Source organism: Tepidanaerobacter sp. GT38 (assembly GCF_021991635.1).
Classification (GTDB): domain Bacteria; phylum Bacillota; class Thermosediminibacteria; order Thermosediminibacterales; family Tepidanaerobacteraceae; genus DTU063.
Genome location: NZ_JAFFJA010000053.1, coordinates 1 through 4,055, shown reverse-complemented (window position 1 = coordinate 4,055; position 4,055 = coordinate 1). Strand labels below are relative to the sequence as shown.

Here is a 4,055-nt window from a genome sequence, read left to right as displayed (position 1 = left end):
ATTTTACTATATATTTGTATATTACTTTTAAGCGTTCCTCGATAGCTCAGCGGTAGAGCATTCGGCTGTTAACCGAAGGGTCGCAGGTTCGAATCCTGCTCGAGGAGCCATTTTTATTTCCTGTTTATTTTGAGTGTATAATTATTAGGTGATAATAATTTTTATAAAGGTTGGTGTCGATTTGAAAATATCATTTCATGGGGCTTGTAGAACTGTGACGGGTTCTTGTACTTTAGTAGAAACTGATGATACAAAAATATTAGTTGATTGCGGGATGTTTCAAGGCTCTAAAGATTTAAAAGAACTAAATTACGGTGAGTTTAACTTTTCACCTGCAGAAATTGATTATGTAATTCTTACACATGCTCACATTGATCATAGTGGTTTAATTCCGAAACTAGTTAAGAAGGGTTTTAAGGGAACCGTAATCGCAACAAAGCCAACAACTGATTTATGCTCTATATTGTTGCCAGATAGTGGATATATTCAGGAATTAGAAGTGGAAAGAAAAAATAGAAAGCTTGCTAGGGCAGGGAAACCTTTATTAGAGCCAATATATACCCACTTAGATGCAAAAAGAGCTTTAATGTTTTTTTCTACATTAGATTATAATTTAAAAGTAGATTTAACGCCTACGATTTCAATAAGATTTCAAGATGCGGGCCATATTTTGGGTTCTAGTATTGTTGAAATCTGGGCAAAAGAAAATAATTATGAAACTAAAGTTGTCTTCTCTGGTGATATAGGTAATTTAAATCAACCTATAATACAAGATCCTACTGTAATTGAAGAAACTGATTATTTAGTTATGGAAACAACCTATGGTAACAGGTTACATAAAAATATTGGAGATAAACAAGAACTTTTGTTGCAAATAATCGAATCGACTTTTCTAAGAGGTGGCAATGTAATAATACCAGCTTTTGCTGTTGAAAGAACACAGGATTTATTGTATTATCTTGCACGTTTAGACTTTGAAGGTCGTTTGCCTGATTGTAAGATATATGTTGACAGTCCTTTGGCCATTTCTGCTAATGAAATATTTAAGGTAAGTGTGAAGTATTTTGATGATGAAACAAAGGCTGCTTTTGATAAGATTTGGGAATCACCTGGAATATTGCAAAGAATTGTCATGACTCGTTCTGCTGAAGAATCAAAAAAGTTAAATGAAGTTAGGACTAATGCTATAATTATTTCTGCCAGTGGCATGTGTGATGCAGGTAGGATAAAACATCATTTGAAACACAATTTATGGCGAGAAGAGTCATCAATTGTTTTTGTGGGATATCAAGCTCCCGGGACCCTTGGACGGCAAATTTTAGACGGGAAAAAACAAGTAAGAATACATGGCGAGCAGATTGCAGTAAATGCCCAAATATATAATCTAGATGGGTTTTCCGGCCATGCAGATCAAAAAGCTTTATTGCAATGGTTCGATTCTTTTAAACGAAAACCTAAGGAAGTATTCCTAGTTCATGGTGAACCGGAAGGAATGGAAGTTTTTAAAAATCTTTTATTAGAAAGATACGACTTAGAAGTGCATATGCCAGAGCTCTATCAAACATTTGACTTAAGATATGGCCAAGTAAAAACATATGATATTGAGGGGCCTACCGAAAAGGATATAGCTTATATTTATGCAAATATCATAAACAAGTTAAGTGAACTTTATAAGACAAATTTAGAGCGTCAAGAGATAAAACAACTCTATGAAAAGTTAAAGTCAATTGAAAATGCAATATAAAAATAAAAAGAGTTTTTATTTCTGTAAATATAACGGGCACCAGACGAGGTGCCTTTTTTTATTGTGAATAACGAGGTTCCGGGACCTGATAAAATTTCTGTGGAGTTGTCGGGTGGGTTCTTATTAAGTAATCTCTTTTTTGGGAAAAATAAAATAAACTTACGATTTGAGGAGAAATGACATGAAATATGATGTAGCAATAATTGGGGCAGGGCCCGCAGGGTCTTATTGTGCAAAAAAACTTGCCGAGAAAGGTTTGAAGGTGCTAATTCTTGATAAAAGGAAATTCCCAAGGGATAAAATCTGTGGAGGTCTTATTTCATCTAAAGCATTAAACCTCTTACAAGATGATTACAGCAATGATTATTTATATAATATAGAGTCTAATCCGGTTTATAAAATCACATTAACCTGTGGTCCACATGACATTTTATTAAAGAAAAACCACATTTTAGGAATCATAGTAAGCCGAAAGCAATTTGATGAAGCAATAATAAACATGGCTGTAAATAAAGGAGCACGTTTTATAGACAGTTGTGAATATAGATTTCATATGGATTTAAAAAGTTGTTATGAGATTCATACTACAAAAGGGACTTTCTTTAGCGATTATTTAATTGGTGCAGATGGGGTCTACAGTAAAGTGGCCAGAATATCTAATCTAAGGCAGCGTTTTTCAAAGTGGGAAATGGGTTTTGCTGTATCTTGCAAAATTCCTAAAGAATTAATTGTCGAAAAAGGTGGGGCTGAATTTATTTTTTTAAAAATCTTAGGAGGAATGGGTTGGTCTTTTAGCGGAGAAGATTTCGTGAACTTGGGAGTTGGAGGTTATGCACCGGACAGCAAGAATATTTTGCAAGCTGCTAAAAAGTTGGTAATTGATAGGCTAAAGTACAAAAACACTCCTTTTAAACTTCAGGCGTTTTTTTTACCGGCAGGTGGCAGAAGAAGACAAATCGCAAAAGAAAGGATTTTTCTAGTGGGAGATGCAGCCGGTTTTGTAGATGCTTTTTCAGGTGAAGGAATTTTTTATGCATTAAAAAGCGGAAAAATTGCATCAGAAATAATCGCCCAAAATCAAAGTGGAAAACAATATGAGACAAAATGCTATAATATTTTTCTAAATGAATTTAGATTTTCGGCTCTTATGAGTGTACTTTTAGGAGACAGAAACAAGATTTGTCATAAAGGCGTAAATAAAATTTTTTTAGAGGCTTTTTATAAGATATTAACTACTCCACCTGAAGAAGGTTGTTATAAGAAGTTTATTTACAGCGTTGTCAGACACGGATTAACACCCATTTTTCCGTATTTATGGATACAAAGCTTAATTTTTGCTTAAATAACATCTCAAACCATGGTGGTCGTATATTTAGCTAACAAACATAAAACAGATGAGCAAGTAAATCACAACGGAATATATTAGTTATGAGTAAAATACCACTGATTTCGGCCTTCCTCGGTTTTTGTCAGACTTAAAAAAGGATGCTATAATTTCAACATCTCTTCCTTGGGTTAAGCTCCAATTTGCGGCAAAATACATTTTAAAAGTCGCATTGGGCTTTTACCAATCTCTATCAAGGGTTTGGCAAAAGTAGAGGAGGGAAACAATGCGAAAGAAAATAGCTAAATTCTTATTAGTATTTACGTTCTTTTTGATTGTAACACCAGTAGTCGCTGCAGCTCAATTAGGTGACAGAATGTTAACTATCGGCGATATTGGAGATGATGTTGTTGAATTACAAAGACTGTTAAATGCTCAAGGATTTTGGTGTGGAAATGTAGATGGTATATTTGGCTATATCACGATGGATGCTTTAATTAAATTTCAAAAGGCAAAAAATATAAGAGTTGATGGTATAGTTGGTCCAGAAACTTTACGCGCACTAAATGTCAATACATCATACAGGGGTAGTAGCGGAAGATTTTCTGCTAGGGACATAGAACTCATTGCAAAATTAGTTTATGCAGAGGCGAGAGGTGAGCCCTACTTAGGACAAGTAGCAGTAGCTGCTTCAGTATTAAACAGACTAAAAGATCCTAATTATCCAAACAGCATTCCAGAAATAATCTTTCAAGTTGTTGATGGTTATTATCAATATAGTCCTGTATTAGACGGTCAAATCAATTTAACACCTGATGAAACTGCAAGGAGAGCTGTCCAAGATGCATTAAATGGTATGGACCCAACCGGCGGCGCAACTACTTTTTACAACCCTAGCAAGACAAATGACTATTGGGTAAGAACTAGGCAGTATATGACAACTATTGGGAATCACGTTTTTTCAAAATAAATCATGACCACCCGTAA

3 protein-coding genes and 1 tRNA gene are annotated in these 4,055 nt (G+C 34.5%); all 4 read left to right on the top strand.

Features of this window, described 5'->3' with window-relative positions; all coding sequences use genetic code 11:
* Positions 1 to 35 precede the first annotated feature (35 nt).
* The 4 genes from JT739_RS08110 to JT739_RS08095 all read left to right on the top strand — a co-directional run bounded on the left by JT739_RS08110 (position 36) and on the right by JT739_RS08095 (position 4,038).
* Positions 36 to 110: transfer RNA gene (locus tag JT739_RS08110), tRNA-Asn, on the top strand.
* Between the two features lie 71 nt (positions 111 to 181).
* On the top strand, positions 182 to 1,744 hold the full coding sequence (locus JT739_RS08105) for an MBL fold metallo-hydrolase RNA specificity domain-containing protein (RefSeq protein WP_237660604.1): 1,563 nt from the start codon (positions 182 to 184) through the stop codon (positions 1,742 to 1,744).
* Positions 1,745 to 1,925: 181 nt separating this feature from the next.
* Positions 1,926 to 3,086: an NAD(P)/FAD-dependent oxidoreductase gene (locus tag JT739_RS08100; RefSeq protein ID WP_237660603.1), complete on the top strand. Its 1,161-nt coding sequence runs from the start codon at positions 1,926 to 1,928 to the stop codon at positions 3,084 to 3,086.
* A gap of 268 nt (positions 3,087 to 3,354) precedes the next feature.
* On the top strand, positions 3,355 to 4,038 hold the full coding sequence (locus JT739_RS08095) for a cell wall hydrolase (RefSeq protein WP_237660602.1): 684 nt from the start codon (positions 3,355 to 3,357) through the stop codon (positions 4,036 to 4,038).
* The last annotated feature ends 17 nt before the right edge of the window (positions 4,039 to 4,055 follow it).